Here is a 16,539-nt window from a genome sequence, read left to right on the forward strand (position 1 = left end):
CGGATCATGCGCTATGCGTTCGAACTGGCGCAGTCGCGGCCGCGTAAATTCCTCACCGTCGTGACCAAGTCGAACGCGCAGAGGTTCGGCATGGTCATGTGGGACGAAATCGCGGCCGAGGTCGCACAGGAATTCCCGGATGTGACATGGGACAAAATGCTGGTCGATGCGATGACCGTGCGCATGGTCAAAGATCCGCAATCGCTGGATACGATTGTGGCAACCAACCTGCATGCAGATATTTTATCCGATCTCGCTGGTGCGTTGGCTGGGTCTCTGGGCGTGGCCCCAACCGCGAATATCGACCCAGAGCGTCGGTTTCCTTCAATGTTCGAGCCGATTCATGGCTCTGCCTTTGACATTGCGGGTAAGGGCATTGCCAACCCTGTCGCCACGTTCTGGACTGCAAGCCAGATGCTTGACCATCTGGGTGAAGCAGACGCGTCGGCCCGGCTTATGCGCGCGGTGGAAAAGGTCTGCGCTGAGGGCATTCTGACCCCGGATGTCGGTGGTACAGCAACCACCAAAGAGGTCACCGATGCCGTCTGCCAGGCAATACGTGGCGAAAACACCTAGGTGCTCAGTGGCAGCAATTGAATGAAACCAAGACAGGCGCTGCATTCTGTGGCGCGGTCGTAAGAGTTAAGGCAATCTGACCCATGACACAGAACAGTTACAAGATTGCGGTCATTCCCGGCGATGGGATAGGCACCGAAACCACCCCAGAAGGCGTGCGCCTTTTGCAGGCTGTTCAGAAACGGTTTGACCTTGGTTTCGATTTCCAAGAGCACGATTTCTCAAGTGCGGATTACTACGTCAAACATGGTGAAATGCTGCCACCGGATTGGAAGGTTCAGCTTTCGGACAGTGACGCTATATTTTTTGGCGCAGTGGGCTGGCCTGAAATTGTGCCCGACCATGTCTCGCTTTGGGGATCGTTGATCCAATTCCGCCGGGAATTCGACCAGTATGTCAGCCTGCGTCCAGCACGCGCAATGCCGGGCGTGCCGCTACCTTTGGCAGGTCGCAATCCGGGCGATATCGACATGATGATCGTCCGGGAAAACACCGAAGGTGAGTATTCGTCGATTGGCGGGCGTATGTTCCCTGGAACCGACCGCGAAGTCGTCATGCAGGAAACTGTGATGAGCCGCGTTGGCGTAGATCGGATTCTGAAATACGCGTTCGACTTGGCGCAAACCCGCAGTGGTCATCTTACCTCAGCGACCAAATCGAATGGCATTTCCATCACCATGCCCTATTGGGATGAACGCGTCGAAGCGATGGCCACCGGCTATCCGGATGTAAAGTTCGACAAGTACCATATCGACATTCTGACTGCGCAGTTCGTACTGCATCCCGACTGGTTCGATGTGGTTGTCGCATCCAACCTCTTTGGTGACATCTTGTCTGATCTGGGCCCTGCGTGCACCGGTACAATTGGGATCGCGCCATCCGGCAATATCAATCCCGAAGGAAAGTTTCCGTCGCTGTTCGAACCGGTGCATGGATCGGCACCCGACATCGCAGGTAAAGGAGTCGCGAACCCAGTGGGTCAGATTTGGGCGGCGTCCATGATGCTCGATCATCTTGGTCAGCCCGAAGCGGCATCCGCGGTCGTGCGTGCGATCGAAGCAGTTCTGGCAGAAGATGCACTACGCACAGCTGATCTTGGCGGTAAGGCGGATACGGTGACCTGTGGACAGGCGATTGCGGATGCGCTGCTTGATGGGGTCTAAGCGTGGCACCTTCGCACTTTTTGGATGGGTTTGATCTTTGTGACAAAGTCGTAAACGGGGTCAGCATCCGTTTTGCCTTAGCAGGGGAAGGCCCTGCAATCTTGTTGCTGCACGGACATCCGCAAACCCACATAGTTTGGCGCAAGATCGCCACTGATCTTGTTCAGGCTGGGTATACCGTGGTCGCGGCCGATCTGCGTGGTTATGGCGACAGCGACAAGGTCGAAAGCCACGCGCCACACCACCCATACTCAAAACGCGAGATGGCGAAAGACCAAGTCCGACTGATGCGAGCGCTTGGTCATCCCCGGTTTACCGTCGTCGGCCATGATCGTGGCGGGCGCGTTGCCCACAGGATGGCGCTTGATCATCCGGAAGCCGTCGACCGGTTGGTGGTGCTCGATATCGCGCCAACGCTGACAATGTACGATCGCACTGATCAGGATTTTGCCACGCGTTACTTCTGGTGGTTCTTTCTCATCCAGCCCGAAGAACTGCCGGAACGTATGATTGGTTCGGATCCAGAATACTTCTTGCGCCGTCACATCGGTGGACAAGTCAAAACGCCGGGTGCGGTCTCGGACGATGTAATGGCCGAGTACCTGCGCTGTTACCGTGACCCCAACACCATACATGCGATCTGCGAAGACTATCGCGCCGCGGCGACGATTGATCTTGAGCATGATCGGGCTGACTAAAACAGGCGCGTGGATGCGCCGGTCTTGGCGATCTGGGGCGCACAGGGCGTTGTTGGTCAGACCTATGACGTTGTGCAGACATGGCGGGAAAAAGCGCATTCCGTGCGCGGCGTGGAATTGCCCTGCGGGCATGCCATTCCTGAGGAGTCCCCTGATGCGTTGTTTGCCGAACTAATCGCTTTTCTCAAAGAGTGACGAGACTGCCGGTTTCTGTGGCATTCGCCTTCAAGATCGGTCAACAGCGCGCTGTAATGCTCGCAAGAGCCTGTCTTTCGGCAAATATGCGCTATCTTCTACGATGCGGCATGTAGCCGACATGTAAAGGAGAGCTGCAATGCGCGTTCTTGTTCGTTGTGCCATGTTCATTGTCATGATCGCGTGTCCGGCTTTGGTCGTCGCGCAGGGGCGCCCTGCCGGGGTCTCTACGGCTATTGTTACGACAAACACGATGGCGGAAACCGTGTCGGTGTTCGGTGAGGTGGTTGCAGGTCGTGAAAGCGCTGTTGCAGCCCGCGTAGGAGGTGTCGCGCAAGAAGTGCCCATCCGTGTCGGTGACCAAGTTGCGCACGGTGATGTGCTTGCGCGTTTGGATACAGAACTGCTCGAGATCGAATTGGCCCAAGCCGAGGCTCAAATCGCGATTGCACAGGCTGGTATTTCTGTTTCTGAGGCGCGACTTGATCGTGCCGAAAAAGCGTTTCGTCGTGCAGAAACGCTTCGCCAGAACTCCACCATTGCAGAAGCCCAGCTTGAAGAGCGTGCAAGTGACTTCGCGGAAGCACGCGGCGCGCAACAGGAGGCGCAGGCACGCATTCAAGCATCCCGCAACGCGCTGGAACAGGCGCGTTATCGATTGGATAACGCGGTTGTGCGTGCACCATTCGATGCAGTAATTTTAAATGTCGCGACCGAAGTGGGTCAGTTCATCCCCGCTGGAAGCCAAGTTGCAACACTGATCGACACCGCCGCGCTTGAGATAGAAGCCAATGTGCCTGCGCGGTTTGTCAGTGCACTGCGTGCAGATCAAACCGTGACGGCCACTACAGACATTGGTGATACCGTTAGCCTCGTGCTGCGGGCGATCCTTCCGACCGAGTTTGCTGCTACGCGCACACGTCCGGTGCGGTTTGCATTAGCTGACCACGATGCGGCCATCGCTGTAGGCCAGACGGTCACGCTTGACGTGCCGATCAGTGCACCCCGAGAGGTTTTGGTCGTTCCAAAAGACGCGCTTGTGCAGGCGCAAGGGGGATGGAGCGTATTCATTAACGACGATGGCAAAGCAATGCCCCGGACCGTGCAGATTGGTGCTGCGCTGAACAATTCCTTCGAGGTGCTGTCAGGGTTGTCCGACGGTGACGAAGTGGTTGTGCGTGGCAATGAGCGCTTGCGCCCCGGCCAAGGCATCGCGCCCTCTGGACCACCCCAAGGCGCGCCCGCTGCTGCTGATGCGCCAGCAGATACAAACGAAAGCAATGGCTAACCCATGGACTTGATACGCGCTTCCATAGAACGCCCCATCGCCGTGATCGCTGTTGTGATCATGGCGGTCCTGTTTGGTGCTTTGGCCTTGAGCCGTATTCCGGTTCAGCTTGCACCCGATGTGCGCAAACCGGTGGTGGTTGTCGAAACCACATGGCTTGGCGCGGCACCAGCGGAAATCGAACGCGAGATTATTAATCCACAGGAGGATGCGTTCCGAGGTCTTGAAGGGCTTGAAATCATGACAAGCCGAGCCCGCACCGGTCAGGCGTCGGTCACGCTCGAATTCGCCATCGGGTCGGACATGGGCGATATTCTATTGCTGGTTTCGAACCGCCTTGACCGCGTTGGTGGATACCCAAGTGAGGCCGGAGAACCGACGCTCAACACATCTGGGTCGGACGATAGCCCAATTGCTTGGGTTATGGTGCGCGGGCTTGAAGGCAATACCCGGCCTTTGCCAGAGTTCGGTGATTTTGTCGAAGACGTCGTCAAGGAACGGCTTGAGCGGGTCAACGGCGTGTCCACGGTTAATGTTTTTGGTGGTGTCTCCCGAGAATTACAGATTGTGATCCGTCCTGAAGAATTGGCGCGGCTGGGTCTGACCATTCCCGCCGTCGTACAGCGCCTTCGTGCCGAAAACATCAGTATCTCCGCTGGCGATGTGGAGGAAGGCAAACGCCGCTACACCGTGCGTGCTGATGGCAATCTGAACACCATCGAGGCCATCAACAGCGTTGTCTTGCGCAGCCAGAGCCTTGGCACCAATGGTGCGCTGGGCCGTGTACGCGTTGGAGATGTGGCGAATGTCGATTTCGCCTACAAAGAGAACGCCACGCGACTTCGCTTCCGAGGGGAACCGGCGCTGGCGTTCAATATCGTGCGCGAACAGGGTGCCAATGTCATCTCGACCATGGAAGAAGTCAAATCTGTCATTGCCGAACTTGAGACCGGACCAGTTGCCGCCAATGGTCTGACCCTCGAACAGGTCTACGACGAGACGATCTATATCGAAGGCGCGATTGATCTGGTGACGCAGAACATCTGGATCGGTGGTCTTTTGGCCGCCTGCGTTCTATTGATTTTTCTTCGTAGCCCACGTGCGACACTGGTCATCAGTATGGCGATCCCTGTCTCGATCGTGGCGACATTTGTGGCAATGGCGGTCACTGGCCGAACGTTGAACGTGATCTCTCTTGCCGGCATTGCTTTTGCGGTCGGCATGATCGTCGACGCGGCGATTGTAGTCCTCGAAAACATCTTTCGATTGCGGGAAGAAGGTAAGTCGCGGCGCGAGGCGGCGTATATCGGCGCAAAGCAGGTTTGGGGTGCGATCCTGGTGTCTGCCCTGACCACGGTGATGGTCTTTATTCCGATCCTCGTGATGCAGTTGGAGGCGGGGCAATTGTTCCGCGATATCGCGGTCGCGATTTCTGTGTCTGTTCTGTTGTCACTGGTTGTTGCTGTGACTGTGATCCCAGCTTTGTCCAGCCGTTTGCTAAAAAGTGGCGAGACAAAGAAATTGCCGCTTCCTGGCATCGATCATTTTGGACGCGGCTTCACGTGGCTGATTATGAAATACGTACGGTTCACCGTGCGTTTCCGTACGGCTGGACTGCTGATGGTGGCTGTGATCGGCACCGGTGCGGCGGTGGCGGCTTGGACGTTTCTGCCCAAGCTTGAGTACCTGCCCGAAGGCAACCGGAACCTCGTGTTCGGCTTGATCATCCCGCCACCCGGTTACAACCTTGAAACAACCGAGACTATTGCACAACGGATCGAAGCTGTGGCCCGTCCGATGTGGGATGCCGCACCGGATACGGAAACTGCCGAAGGGCAACCGGCTTTGGATTCGTTTTTCTTTGTTGCGACACCGGGAAACAGCTTTGTTGGTGCGGCCACGGTTGATGGTAGCCGCGTGGCCGACGTGATCCCGATTCTGTCGCGACCGATCTTTGCAGAGCCGGGCACTTTTGGCTTTATGACCCAGCCGTCGCTATTCGGGCGGGGCGTTGGGGGCGGCCGAACCATCGAAGTGAATATCTCAGGCGACGAGCTTGAGGACATTCTGCGCGTCGCTGGTCAGGCAGCCGGGACAATCGGGCAGCTTTTGCCACGATCCGAAGGCCATCAGTTTCGCCCCATCCCCGGTCTTGAATTGGGCGCACCCGAAGTGCGTCTGATCCCAGACCGGATTCGTTTGGCAGATGCTGGGCTGACGACTCAAGACTTGGCTGCGACAGTCGATGCTTTCAACGATGGATTGCGGGTTGCGGAAATCAACGTAGGCAACCGTCGGCTGGATTTGACGCTCAAAGGTGACAGCACCATCCTGAGCGGATTGCGCACGCAAGATGTGGGTAGCTTCCCGGTTGTCACGCCCACGGGCCGCATCGTTCCAGTGTCAGAACTGGCCGAGGTCAGAGTGACGGCGGGGCCAACTGAAATCCGCCATCTGGAACGTTTACGCACAATTACGCTTGAGGTCCGCCCGTCTGATGGATTGCCCCTCGAGGCAGCGGTGGAGCTGTTGGAAACCGAAGTGATCGCTGCGTTGGAAGAGCAGGGCTTACCGCCCGGTGTGCGCATGTCAGTGTCAGGCACGGCGGACCAGCTTTCCCAGACGTGGAATGCCATTCAGATCAACCTCGCCGTGGCGATGGTGATTGTCTTCCTCGTTATGGCTGTGTTATTTGAATCCTTTGTCTTGCCTCTGGTTGTTATGATTTCCGTTCCGGTTGCTGCGGCTGGTGGAGTCGGCGGATTGGCCGTGCTGAACATGGTGGGTACGCAACCTCTGGATATGCTGACGCTGCTGGGATTTGTGATCTTGGTCGGGATTGTGGTGAACAATGCGATCCTGATTGTGCACCAATCTCTTTACCACCTTCGCGAGGAAGGCATGTCGCCCATTGACGCGATTGAGGAAGCGACGCGCAATCGAATCCGGCCGATCTTTATGTCCACACTCACATCGGTCTGTGGAATGCTGCCCCTGGTCCTGTTCCCCGGCGCAGGGTCTGAACTTTATCGTGGTTTGGGCGCGGTTGTGGTGGGCGGTTTGGCGATGTCGGCATTCCTCACACTGCTGACCGTGCCACCACTGCTGCGTCTGGTTCTGTCAGCGCGCCCGGTCGAGGCAGATGCAGGGCCGGAGCCCATCGCAGCAGAGTAAAGGTGTCATTTATCGCTGACTTTGCGGGTCATCCTTCGGTATAGACCGAAGAATGACAGACACGCTTGCACGCCCTAACCCTATTTCGAGTGACCGAGCGCCAAGGCGAGGTTTGTATCTCTTGGCGGGTGTTGTTGGCCTCTGCGTAATTGCCATCGCCAGCTATCTCGCGCTTGCAGCTTACTTCCTGCGATCTGAAGCGGCGCAAACACCAGAGCGTGCGCAGTTCTTCGCGTCTTCCATCGATGACGCTCTGACGCGGCTTGAGCATTTGCCCTACGTCTTGTCGATCGACGAAAGCACGCTGGATGCTCTGGTTACGGGTAACACGGCAGAACTTAACCCTATACTGGACGACATTGCGACACGTGCTGGGGCCGAATTTGTCTATGTGATGGATCTGAACGGTAAGACGGTGGCGTCTTCGAATTATCGCGATACTGATAGCCTTGTCGGAAATTACTACACGTTTCGCCCATATTTCCGGGATGCTGTCGCAGGTGGTGCCGGTCGGTTCTACGCGGTTGGGGTGACGACCGGTCGACCCGGATATTTTATCGCTGAACCCGTGCGCGATGCGGCTGGTACGATCCAAGGTGTGGTCACGGTTAAAATTGGTTTCAATGATCTAAGCCGAGCGTTATCGGGCAATGGTGAACTGGTGCTAGTCGCCGATGAGCAGGGCGTGGTGTTGGCGAGCTCTGATCCCGATCTGATCTATGGCTACATGTCGCCGCTCTCTGACGTGGATCGCCAAACCCTAGAAGAGCAACAGCAATTCGGGGATAAAACGCTGTTTTCATTGAACTGGACGCCAGAAAGCGCACGACGTGCGCGGTTGGATGGCACAGCTTATGTCTGGACAAAGGCTTATCTTGAGCAAGAGGATTGGTCGCTTCATTTGTTGTCCGAAGTACGCAATTCGCGGAGACAGGCGTTGTTGTATGTGGCTGGTGGGTTGATGACCCTGTTGCTTTTGACTGTCGCTGCGTCCGTCTATCGCGCTGCGCAACTGCGGAGTGCTTTGTCGCTTTCGAATGCCGACCGTCAACGCCTCACCCGCGAGATCGAAGAGCGGCGCATTGCCGAGAAAAAGCTGGAGTCGGCCCGTTCTGAGTTGGCTCAGAAAGAACAGTTGGCTGCGCTTGGGCAATTGTCCGCGTCAATCACCCATGAATTGGGTCAGCCAATCTCAGCGATGCGCAACTACCTTGTTGCCGAAGAAATTGCTGCAGATGCGCAACCCAACGCACTTTGGCCGCAGTTGTCAGGGCTGGTTGACCGAATGCAGCGGATCGTGGATCAGTTGCGGTTGTTCGGCAGGACATCTGCGTCTGATACGACAACATTTCCGGTGCAGCACACGATCCATGCGGCGGTTCAATTGGTCCAACACACGGCGCGCAAGGCCGGCATTGATCTGAACATCCACATGCCTGACCAGACTATAACAGTACGTGGCCGCCCAGAGCGTTTCGAACAGGTGATCGTCAATCTGCTGCGCAATGGGATTGATGCCACGGAGGGGCAGGACGCGGGTATTCTGCATTTATCGATGCACGAAAAAGATGGATCAGTTGTTCTGACGGTTTCTGACAATGGACACGGATTGGGTGACCTCAACATTGCTGACCTAAGTAAGCCGTTTTTTAGTACAAAGCCCTCGGGCAAAGGAATGGGACTTGGCCTTGCCATCTCGGGCCAGATCATCAACGAAATGGGCGGTACGCTTTATGCCGAAAACGGCGCAGATGGTGGTGCAGTTTTTGTGATTACCCTTTCTATTGTGGATGTCGCCAATGCCTGAAACCTTCAGGGTTCTGATTGTCGACGACGATACAGAGATGCGCCAATCGCTTGCGGTCTTGCTCGAACGCTCGGGCTGGTCGGTCGATGCGTTTGGCAGCGCACAGATGGCTTTGTCTCGGTTGGATGCAACTGCGCCCGATGTGGTGTTGTCGGATGTGCGCATGCCGGGAATGTCAGGCTTGGAATTGCTGGACGAGATGTCAAAACGTCTATCGCCACCTTTGGTTTTGATCTCGGCACATGGCGATATCCCGATGGCGGTGGATGCCATTCAGAACGGTGCGTACTCCTTTTTGGAAAAGCCGTTTGAGCCAAGACGGCTGTTGACCGTGCTCCGACATGCGGCAGAGCAGCATCGTTTGTCAGACATGACCAAGCGGATGCGCGAACAGCTTGTATCCTTGTCTGGGCTCGACCGGGTTCTTTTGGGCAACAACCTCCGCGTGGTCGAATTGAGGGCCGAAGCGGTTGATCTTGCTCTATCGGAAGCGCCGGTTCTGATCACAGGTGAAACCGGAACGGGCAAAGAGCTGGTTGCCCGGGCTTTGCACCGATTGGGCCCGCGTCGAGACAAAGAGTTCGTCGCGATTAATTGCGCAATGCTTGCGCCGGACCGTGTCGAAGAACAGGTCTTTGGTACAGCAGACACGATGCTTGGCAGTTTTCGCAAGGCCGATGGCGGCACATTGTTTCTGGACGAAGTGGCAGCATGTCCTGTTGGGGTTCAAGTTAAGTTGTTGCGTGCGCTGGAAACTGGGGTGATCCAACCGGTGGGCACTGATGACGATGTGCAAACTGATGTACGGATCGTGGCGGCTACGAATGAAGACCTTGTTCCACTTGTTGATGCAGGGACGTTTCGGGCGGATTTTCTGTTTCGTCTTAATACATTTGAATTGAACCTGCCCCGGCTGATCGACCGTGGGGAAGATATCGTGATGCTGTATGAACATTTCGTAGCACAGTTCTGCGAGACCTATGAAATCAGCCCAATCGAAATGACTTCCGAAGATGCTGCTGCATTGCTAGCGCATGCGTGGCCCGGAAATGTGCGTGAACTCCGTCATGTAGCGGAGCGCCGTGTGCTTGCAGCGAGGCGTGGTGGCGGATCCGTGGCCGAGGCGTTGCGCACTGATGATCTGATTGACGATGTGCCGGCAACCTTGCGCGAAGCCGTTGCTCGGTTTGAAAAGACGTTGATTTCGCAGGCGATTTCCAACCATGGCGGACGTATGGATGCGGTGGCGGAGGCGCTGGGCATTGGGCGGCGCACCCTGAACGATAAGATCGTTAAGCTGGGTCTCGAAAAATCAAAGTTGCTTGATTGATGCCTGCGGGTTTCCGCAGGCGGTGTTGTCGCTAACCTGCGGAATGTTTCCTATCAGAATTTGAATCCTATGCTTATGGTGTGTCTAGCGCTGTAAAAGTGCACTTAGTGGGAGGACATCATGAAACATTTTAAGACCGCGGCTCTGGCCGCGACAATCGCGTTGTCGGGTGTAGCCGTTCAGGCTCAGGATGAAGGCGCGAACTATATTCTGGCAACAGCATCGACTGGCGGGACGTATTACCCTGTGGGCGTTGCGCTTGCGACGCTGGTTAAGGTCAAGCTTGAACCGAAGCAGAAAATCGGCATGGCAGCCATCAGCTCGGCCGGTTCCGGTGAAAATGTGCGCTTGCTGCGCGAAGGCGAAGCTCAGTTCGGAATCATGCAGGGCCTTTATGGTTATTACGCGGCGACCGGCACTGGCCCACTGGCCGAAGTAGGTCCGCAAGAAAATCTGCGTTCGGTCTCCATGCTATGGCAGAACGTCGAGCACTACATTGTCGCGTCCGATGCGGCGACTACGGGCACAATGGCCGACATGGTTGCGCTTAAGGGCGAAGGCATGGCGATGGGAAGCCAGAACTCTGGAACCATTGGTTCGAATGCCGCGATCCTGTCCGGGTTTGGCATCGACATTAACACAGACTACGAACTGGTGTTTGGCGGTTACGGTCCATCAGCCGAAGCGCTGCAAAACGGTCAGGTCAAGGGCGTTGGTATTCCAGCCGGTATCCCGGTTGGTGCGATCAGCCAGTTGATGGCGTCAGCGGGTGACTCGGTCACATTGCTGAACTTCACTGAAGAAGAAATGGCGATGGGCGACGGCGATCGTGGTCTTTGGACACCGTTCACAATTCCGGCGGGTACCTATCCAGGTCAAGACGCGGATGTGCAGACAATCGCGCAGCCGAACTTCTTGGCCACCAGTGCCGATCTTCCGGACGACCATGTCTATGAAATCACCAAGGCAATGTACGAAAACCTGCCATTCCTGCAGGCCATTCACCCGGCTACCAAAGCTATGGCACTCGAGCGTGCGATCGCTGGCCTGCCTTTGCCGCTGCACCCCGGCGCGCTGAAGTTCTACCAGGAAGCCGGTTTGGATGTGCCTGAGCGTCTGATCGCTCAATAAACCACTTAAACCTGGGCAGCCCGTAGAACCCTGCGGGCTGGCCAACCAAGATCGGGTGGGGCAATGGCACAGAGCGAAGAAGACGAAGACGGAGGACGTCTGCGGTCCTTCACAGGATCGGCTGACATCGCGTTGTCGGTGGTCTGCTTTTTGATCGCAATCGGGCATATCTACGTCGCCTTTGATCCTGTACTGTCTGAATTGCAGCGAAACGGATTTCACTTTGCTGGCTTTGCCGCACTAGCGGCCATCCTATATCCGATGTGGCGCGGATCGTCTGGGAAGACCTCGCCGATTGTCATTGATTTGTTGATTGCGATAGCTGTTGCAGCGTCAGCAGTTTGGCTGACCTTTGCCGAAAACGCGATCTATGACAGGGGTGTCAAACTCGCCCCGATGGATTGGATCGCCATCAGTATTTGTATCCTCGGTGCGATCGAACTGACCCGGCGTGTTGCTGGTGTGATCATTCCTATTTTGATCATTCTGTCTCTCAGCTATGTCGCGTTCTGGGGGCAATACGTTGGTGGGGTCTTCTCGTTTCCAGGATTGAGCGTTGAAACTGTCGCGTTCCGGTCGATCTTTGGTGATGACGCGATGTTCGGCACCATTGCCCGGATCTCGTCAACCTACGTCTTCTTGTTCATTATTTTCGGTGCATTCCTGTTACGCTCTGGGGCAGGCGAATTCGTGATCAACATGGCACGCGCCGTGGCAGGCAAGATGGTCGGCGGCCCCGGTATCGTCGCGGTCATCGCATCTGGACTGACGGGCACCATTTCAGGCTCTGCCGTTGCCAATACTGCATCGACAGGTGTGATTACCATTCCGCTCATGAAGCGCGCAGGGTTTCAGCCAAAATTTGCAGGCGGCGTCGAAGCAGCGGCCTCGACCGGTGGGCAATTGATGCCGCCAATCATGGGGGCCGGTGCCTTTGTGATGGCGAGTTTTACGCAGATACCCTACGAGACAATCGTTGCAGTCGCTGCGCTTCCCGCGTTGCTTTATTTCCTATCGGTTGCCTTTTTTGTCCGCATCGAGGCGCGCCGCAACAATCTTGAGCCGATGCCGGATGAGGGCCAGACACTCTGGACGGCCTTCAAAGAGGGTGGTGCGAGCTTTTTCCTGCCGATCTGTACATTGATCACTCTGTTGGTGATTGGTTTTACGCCGACCTATGCTGCGGTTTTTGGGATCATCGCCGTGATCGGATCAAGTTGGCTGACCAAGAACCCGATGGGCCTTAGGGCCACGTTTGAAGCGTTCGTGATGGGTACCAAGGGCATGGTTCTGACGGCGGTTCTATTATGTTCTGTTGGCCTCATCGTGAACGTGATTGCCACTGCGGGTGTTGGCAACACGTTCAGCCTGATGATTGCAAGCTGGGCAGGCGGCAATATCCTTATTGCGCTGGTCTTGATCGCGTTGGCCAGCCTCATTCTTGGGATGGGTCTGCCAGTGACCGCTGCTTACATTGTGCTTGCGACCCTGTCGGCCCCTGCCTTGTCCGGTATGATCAGCGACCAATTCGTGATCTCGCAATTGGCGTCGGGCGCTTTGCCCGAAGCGGCAAAAGCGGTGCTGATGTTCGGGGTCCCGGAACAGGTTGAGATGCTCAGTCGTGAATTGACCTATGCCGAAGCCGCCGGATTGATACAGGGTCTGCCGCTCGAGATTGCTGCGCCACTGCGCGATTTGGTTGTGCCGCCTGCGATTGCGACAAGTGCCGTTCTCTCGGCGCATATGATTATCTTTTGGCTTTCGCAGGATAGTAACGTCACGCCACCTGTCGCCCTTGCAGCATTCACAGCAGCCGCCATTGCAAAAGCACCAGCGATGGCCACTGGGGTCGCGAGCTGGAAATTAGCCAAGGGATTGTACATCGTGCCGGTTCTGTTTGCGTACACACCTTTTCTATCCGGTGATTGGCCCGCGATGATTCAGGTTTTCCTGTTCGCAGTGTTTGGTGTCTACGCGCTATCAGCAGGTATTCAGGGCTGTATGGAGCGTCCGTTCGGAATTGTAATGCGTTTGGCGTGCCTTGCAGCCGGGTTTGCCTGCCTTTGGCCTGCCGCGTTTATCGGCAATATCATTGGCGTTGTTGCCGTGATCACCTTGCTGGTCGTTAACGTGCGTTTTGGGGCCGCGTCTATGGTGGCGGCTAAGTCTTAAGTTACGAATAAGCGCAATCGGGGCCGCGGTCCAAGGGTTTGTCGATTGTGATTTCGGTCGGGATCCAATCGAATATCGCCAACGCGTTGCCACTATCGAAACCGACATACAGTGTTCCGGTTTCCGGTTGCAGCGCCACACCTTCAGCGTCGCGTCCGAATTCCGACAAGGGCGAGACTGACAAAACTCGGCCGTCCGGAGCAAGTTCAAACAAGCTGTTAAGGCCTTCATTGTCGTCGACCACTAGAATGTTGCCCGAGTAGGGGTCGCGGGTCACACCCTGAGGTTCTGTCATCGGCGGGTCAAAACTGTCGCCGAACAACTCCATAATGACACCGCCATCGGGCGCAATGCGCATCACGCGTGAGGGATCATCTTCGACGACCAAAAAACTGCCGTCTGCATCGCGATGCAGACCTTCGGTGTCATACAGAGTATCGCTTAGCCGGAAGGGCGCGTCGATCGGCCGACCTTCCCGGTCAAGACGGCGAAATTCGCCCCATCCATTGGCGATGAGAATACCGTCTTCCTCGACCGTCAGACTGCGAACCATGCGCATGCTAGTGTCGAAACGCCTAAGCTCTTTCCCAAAGGTGGACAGCAGGATGACTTCGTTGCTTTCGTTGGCGACCCAGATGCCACAAACCAATGCGTCATATGCAATGCTCACTGCGCGAAAATTAGGGATGGTTTCGCGGTGATAGATGTCCGCCTGCGCCGTGCTTCCGAACGTTGCGGCAATTGCCAACCCAGCACAGATCACACAATTCCGCATCTTCGTCTCCTACATTAACGAGTTACCTGTTTCAGCGGCGCTGGATTTCAAGGAGTACCAGCGCATTGCCAATGATTGTTCTCTTGCCCACTAGGAAATATGGGAATTATTCTGCCCTCAAATTTCATACTGCCCAAGCGCAGTGACCTGATGAAAATACTGGATGCTTTTCGGTGGGTTTGATTGCGGATGAAAAAAACCTGAACTTGGCTTCGTTTCCCAGCGTCGATTTGGTTCCTGATACAAACAAGAAACACCTCGATTTTTAAGTGTTAAGCCAAGATTTACACCCACCTGCTATACCAGCGATGGGGCGTAAGGAGAGTAGGGTATGGCGACCGACAGAAATGTCGCGCCAGTCATTATCAAACGGAAGAAAGTGATCGTCGCAGACGGGCACCATGGTGGTGCCTGGAAAGTCGCTTATGCAGACTTTGTCACCGCGATGATGGCCTTCTTCATGCTGATGTGGCTGTTGAACGCAACAACGGAAAAACAACGCAAGGGCATCGCGGATTACTTTAGTCCAACCGCCCCGATCAGTCGTTTATCAAGCGGGTCTGACGGCATGTTCATGGGTAGTAGCGTCTTTGCCGCTGATGTCCTGCCACGTATGGGTGTGGGGGCAAGCTCATTGCATGAAACGACTGGAGAGGGCTCTAATGGGTCCACGGATTCTGCTGAAAACGACGGTGGTCAGGCCGACGCATTTCAAGAAGTGCAGGATGTTTTGTTAGGCCTCAGTGGCGAAAGTATGGTTGAGGATCAGTGGCTTCGCCATGTAGTCACCCGCGTCACGGACGAAGGTTTGGTTCTTGAATTCTTCGACACAGACGAAGAACCACTTTTTACCAATGACGCAGAGCCAACCAAGCTTCTTCGTGAAATCGCCTATGCGGTTCGCGAAGCAAGTAAACTGCTGAGTAACGAAATCGCAATAGAAGGACATGTTGCGAAGGTTCCGGTCGTTCGGATTAATGATCCAGCTTGGGATTGGTCAGCGGATCGCGCGTTCCAGTTTTCAGACCTTTTAACGGGATATGGCTTAGAGTCTGACCGCCTGAGGCGCGTAACAGCTTATGGAGATCGTGAACCTGTGGTTGATAATCTAATGGCCACACGAAACAATCGCATTGAACTCATCTATCTGCGGTATTGAACGGTGGCGGGGAAATTAGATCAATTTTTATCCGTTAGGTCACCGTTAAACCCCATGCCTTACTGCTGTGTGAAGCACGAGCCATCACACCAGAAAGGCGTTTCATGTCGATATCCTCATCTCTTAGCGCAGGCGTTGTTGGCCTTGCGTCACACGCAACACGATTGGCCACGATTTCCGACAACATCGCCAATTCGCAGACCCCTGGGTATAAAAGGGTTGAGGCCAATTTCCATTCGATGGTCGTAACGTCGGGCGGTGGAACCTACACTGCTGGGGGCGTACGAACGACGACGCAACGGTATATCGATCAGGATAGTGCAATCGCGACGACCTCGAATGCGACTGACCTTGCGGTCAGCGGGCGTGGGTTTCTTCCAGTGGCTCAGGCCACTGAAGTGTTGGCTGGGTCTGAAACACCCCAGATGTTCCTCACGACGACTGGATCGTTCCGTACAGATGCAAACGGGTATTTACGCACTGCATCTGGTCAAATGCTGTTGGGATGGCCTGCCAACCTCGATGGCAGTATTCCAAACTACCCCCGTGCGACAAGCGAAGCGCTTGAACCAGTGCGTATTAACGTCAATCAATTCAGTGGCGAACCGACCACACGGATCGAATTGGGCATCAACTTGCCAGCGACCCAAACCGAGGCAGGCGCATCTGGCGACCCCTTGACCCAGTCTATCGAGTACTACGACAACCTCGGACGGGCAGAAACACTCGAAGTCACCTTCACACCAGTTGTGTCTGCGACTGGAACATCGAACCAGTGGTCACTTGAAATCGTGGATAGCGCTGATCCAGGAACCATCCTCGGGCAATACGATCTGGAATTTGATGATGCTAGATCGCTTGGCGGCACGTTATTTGACGTTGGCGATGTGTCTGGTGGACCTTATGATGCCGCAACAGGCATCCTGACCGTTACCGCGCCAAGCGGCCCAATCGACATCAACATTGGACGGCTTGGTCTGAACGAAGGTCTGTCGCAATTATCCGACATTTTTGCCCCCTTCAATATCAGTCGTGACGGGGCACCGGTCGGAAAGGTCACATCGGTCGAAG

13 protein-coding genes are annotated in these 16,539 nt (G+C 55.5%); 12 read left to right on the top strand and 1 reads right to left on the bottom strand.

Annotated elements, in window-relative coordinates; genetic code table 11:
- From ACTG4M_RS14820 to ACTG4M_RS14865, 10 genes are all read left to right on the top strand, one after another.
- Window positions 1-576, top strand: a 576-nt coding sequence (locus ACTG4M_RS14820; protein WP_439124441.1) for an isocitrate/isopropylmalate family dehydrogenase, incomplete at its 5' end; no start/stop codon positions are given.
- Window positions 577-659: 83 nt separating this feature from the next.
- Window positions 660-1,739, top strand: a complete 1,080-nt coding sequence (locus ACTG4M_RS14825; protein WP_439124442.1) for a tartrate dehydrogenase — start codon at window positions 660-662, stop codon at window positions 1,737-1,739.
- A 2-nt stretch (window positions 1,740-1,741) separates the two neighbouring features.
- Window positions 1,742-2,437 (top strand): alpha/beta fold hydrolase, encoded by a 696-nt coding sequence (locus ACTG4M_RS14830; RefSeq protein ID WP_439124443.1) that lies wholly within the window; start codon window positions 1,742-1,744, stop codon window positions 2,435-2,437.
- Window positions 2,438-2,446: 9 nt separating this feature from the next.
- A complete protein-coding gene (locus tag ACTG4M_RS14835) occupies window positions 2,447-2,632 on the top strand; it encodes an alpha/beta fold hydrolase (protein ID WP_439124444.1) in 186 nt (61 codons plus the stop codon).
- A 139-nt stretch (window positions 2,633-2,771) separates the two neighbouring features.
- Entirely contained in the window at window positions 2,772-3,920 is a 1,149-nt protein-coding gene (locus ACTG4M_RS14840) for an efflux RND transporter periplasmic adaptor subunit (RefSeq protein ID WP_439124445.1), read from the top strand.
- A gap of 3 nt (window positions 3,921-3,923) precedes the next feature.
- Window positions 3,924-7,094 carry an efflux RND transporter permease subunit gene (locus ACTG4M_RS14845; RefSeq protein WP_439124446.1) on the top strand — a complete coding sequence of 1,057 codons (3,171 nt, stop codon included), beginning with the start codon at window positions 3,924-3,926 and terminating at the stop codon, window positions 7,092-7,094.
- 52 nt (window positions 7,095-7,146) lie between these two features.
- Window positions 7,147-8,901 (top strand): sensor histidine kinase, encoded by a 1,755-nt coding sequence (locus tag ACTG4M_RS14850; RefSeq protein WP_439124447.1) that lies wholly within the window; start codon window positions 7,147-7,149, stop codon window positions 8,899-8,901.
- The gene (locus tag ACTG4M_RS14855) at window positions 8,894-10,231 is read left to right on the top strand and encodes a sigma-54-dependent transcriptional regulator (protein ID WP_439124448.1); all 1,338 of its coding nucleotides are present in this window, start codon (window positions 8,894-8,896) and stop codon (window positions 10,229-10,231) included. The genes ACTG4M_RS14850 and ACTG4M_RS14855 overlap by 8 nt, the downstream gene beginning before the upstream one ends.
- A gap of 120 nt (window positions 10,232-10,351) precedes the next feature.
- The gene (locus tag ACTG4M_RS14860) at window positions 10,352-11,362 is read left to right on the top strand and encodes a TAXI family TRAP transporter solute-binding subunit (protein WP_439124449.1); all 1,011 of its coding nucleotides are present in this window, start codon (window positions 10,352-10,354) and stop codon (window positions 11,360-11,362) included.
- Between the two features lie 63 nt (window positions 11,363-11,425).
- Window positions 11,426-13,534 (top strand): TRAP transporter permease, encoded by a 2,109-nt coding sequence (locus tag ACTG4M_RS14865; protein ID WP_439124450.1) that lies wholly within the window; start codon window positions 11,426-11,428, stop codon window positions 13,532-13,534.
- Between the two features lies 1 nt (window position 13,535).
- Here the strand turns inward: ACTG4M_RS14865 and ACTG4M_RS14870 are convergent, their stop codons facing one another.
- Window positions 13,536-14,309, bottom strand: a complete 774-nt coding sequence (locus ACTG4M_RS14870; RefSeq protein ID WP_439124451.1) for a hypothetical protein — start codon at window positions 14,307-14,309, stop codon at window positions 13,536-13,538.
- A 331-nt stretch (window positions 14,310-14,640) separates the two neighbouring features.
- Between ACTG4M_RS14870 and ACTG4M_RS14875 the strand changes: the two genes are divergently transcribed.
- Together ACTG4M_RS14875 and ACTG4M_RS14880 are read left to right on the top strand one after the other, a co-directional pair.
- Window positions 14,641-15,468, top strand: a complete 828-nt coding sequence (locus ACTG4M_RS14875; protein ID WP_439124452.1) for a flagellar motor protein MotB — start codon at window positions 14,641-14,643, stop codon at window positions 15,466-15,468.
- Window positions 15,469-15,572: 104 nt separating this feature from the next.
- On the top strand, window positions 15,573-16,539 hold a 967-nt coding region (locus ACTG4M_RS14880; protein WP_439124453.1), incomplete at its 3' end, for a flagellar hook-basal body complex protein.

It is taken from the genome of Marivita sp., assembly GCF_965656765.1.
Classification (GTDB): Bacteria; Pseudomonadota; Alphaproteobacteria; order Rhodobacterales; family Rhodobacteraceae; genus Marivita.

Coding starts and splice junctions, on each gene's coding strand:
- ACTG4M_RS14840 (WP_439124445.1), top strand. CDS start 2,772: ATGCGCGTTCTTGTTCGTTGTGCCATGTTCATTGTCATGATCGCGTGT.
- ACTG4M_RS14870 (WP_439124451.1), bottom strand. CDS start 14,309: ATGCGGAATTGTGTGATCTGTGCTGGGTTGGCAATTGCCGCAACGTTC.
- ACTG4M_RS14825 (WP_439124442.1), top strand. CDS start 660: ATGACACAGAACAGTTACAAGATTGCGGTCATTCCCGGCGATGGGATA.
- ACTG4M_RS14860 (WP_439124449.1), top strand. CDS start 10,352: ATGAAACATTTTAAGACCGCGGCTCTGGCCGCGACAATCGCGTTGTCG.
- ACTG4M_RS14845 (WP_439124446.1), top strand. CDS start 3,924: ATGGACTTGATACGCGCTTCCATAGAACGCCCCATCGCCGTGATCGCT.
- ACTG4M_RS14875 (WP_439124452.1), top strand. CDS start 14,641: ATGGCGACCGACAGAAATGTCGCGCCAGTCATTATCAAACGGAAGAAA.
- ACTG4M_RS14855 (WP_439124448.1), top strand. CDS start 8,894: ATGCCTGAAACCTTCAGGGTTCTGATTGTCGACGACGATACAGAGATG.
- ACTG4M_RS14850 (WP_439124447.1), top strand. CDS start 7,147: ATGACAGACACGCTTGCACGCCCTAACCCTATTTCGAGTGACCGAGCG.
- ACTG4M_RS14865 (WP_439124450.1), top strand. CDS start 11,426: ATGGCACAGAGCGAAGAAGACGAAGACGGAGGACGTCTGCGGTCCTTC.